The organism is Bradyrhizobium sp. STM 3809, from assembly GCF_000239795.1.
GTDB lineage: Bacteria > Pseudomonadota > Alphaproteobacteria > Rhizobiales > Xanthobacteraceae > Bradyrhizobium.
The window spans coordinates 1-1,458 of record NZ_CAFJ01000585.1 but is presented as its reverse complement, the minus strand read 5'-3'; the positions used below and the strand labels follow the sequence as shown (position 1 = coordinate 1,458).

General features: G+C 66.8%; 2 protein-coding genes. One reads left to right on the top strand and one right to left on the bottom strand.

Translation table 11 applies throughout. From position 1 onward, the window contains the following. The first annotated feature begins 122 nt into the window (after positions 1-122). Complete coding sequence (lipB, locus tag BRAS3809_RS26345) at positions 123-845, top strand: lipoyl(octanoyl) transferase LipB (protein WP_008965060.1); 723 nt, start codon at positions 123-125, stop codon at positions 843-845. A gap of 2 nt (positions 846-847) precedes the next feature. Here the strand turns inward: lipB and BRAS3809_RS26340 are convergent, their stop codons facing one another. Further along, the gene (locus BRAS3809_RS26340; protein WP_008965059.1) at positions 848-1,276 is read right to left on the bottom strand and encodes a tautomerase family protein; all 429 of its coding nucleotides are present in this window, start codon (positions 1,274-1,276) and stop codon (positions 848-850) included. Between the last annotated feature and the right edge of the window lie 182 nt (positions 1,277-1,458).

The following is a 1,458-nucleotide window of genomic DNA, read 5'->3' as shown; positions in this document are numbered from 1 at the left end:
ATGGAGGCAGGTGCCGAGAACGACCATCAGGTCGACTGTCACTTTATCGAGGGTTGACACTGCGGGAGCACCGAAGTCACTGGATTCCGTTACCCGAGACATCACCATGTTGTGGTTAGCCAATGGTTAACAGCCGCGAAACGCTCGACCTGACCACCTTCGCCGGCCCCCCGGGCAACGCGGTGGCGTGGCGCATCTCCGAGCAGCCGGTCGACTATGCCGAGGCGACCGCGTTCATGGAGGCCCGGGCGGCCGCGATCGCCGCCGGCGAGGCCGCGGAGCTGGTCTGGCTGCTCGAGCATCCGCCGGTCTACACCTCCGGCACCTCGGGCAAGCCGGACGACCTGCGCGACCCCCGCTTCCCCTTCATTGCGACGGGACGCGGCGGCCAGGTCACCTATCACGGCCCCGGCCAGCGCGTGGCCTATGTCATGCTCGACCTGAAGCGGCGCCGGCCCGACGTGCGCGCCTATGTCGCGGCGCTCGAGGAGACCATCATCCGCACGCTCGACGCCTTCAACGTGCGCGGCGAGCGGCGCGAGGATCGCGTCGGCGTCTGGGTCAGGCGGCCCGACAAGGGCGCGGGCTTCGAGGACAAGATCGCCGCGATCGGCGTGCGGCTGAAGCGCTGGGTGACGTTTCACGGCATCGCCATCAATGTCGAGCCGGACCTGTCGCATTTCCAGGCCATCGTGCCCTGCGGCGTCACCGATCCGCGCTACGGCGTCACCAGCCTGGTCGATCTCGGCCTGCCGGTGACCATGGCCGATGTCGACGTGGCGCTCCGGCAGGCGTTCGAGAGCGTGTTCGGCGCGACGCTCGCGTCCCTGCCGGAGACCGCGTGAGCTCAGGCGGCGTCACGCTGTGGGGGCACGCCGAGCCTGGCGGCGATGTAGCGGCGCTCCTGGCTGAGGCCGCCGAAGCCATAGGCATCCGCCTTGACCTCGTCGACATGCAGATAGGTCTCGTGATGCAGCGGCCCGATCAGCTCGGCCATCGCCGCGAACACCGCGGCGAGATAGGCCGCCTTCTCGTCCTTGGTGTTGGTGCCTTCGGTGACATGGACATCGATCCAATAGCTCGACAAGCCCTGCTCGGCGAGCGAGGCGCCGCCGGCGAACCAGTCGGCCGGATCGGCTTCGGAGACGATCACGGCGGTGACCTTCGGGTCCTTGCCGAGCAGGCGCGCCGTCAGCGCGGTGACGGTTTCGGCGATGTCCTTCTTGAGCGACGGCGAGCGGCGCTGGCTGGCATAGGTGATGGCGATGAGGGGCATGGTCTTGGTCCTGTGAGGCGGCGGCGCCGCATGCGCCTCCATTTAGCGCCGCCGGCATCATTTCTGTATGCTATTGATGATGATATCAATGATAACCAATTCGAATTGTGAGCCATGTCCGCCACCCTCGACATTTCAGCGGTTCGCGCCTTCCTGCTGGTCTGCGACCTCGAGAGCTTCAC

Coding starts and splice junctions, on each gene's coding strand:
- lipB (WP_008965060.1), top strand. CDS start 123: ATGGTTAACAGCCGCGAAACGCTCGACCTGACCACCTTCGCCGGCCCC.
- BRAS3809_RS26340 (WP_008965059.1), bottom strand. CDS start 1,276: ATGCCCCTCATCGCCATCACCTATGCCAGCCAGCGCCGCTCGCCGTCG.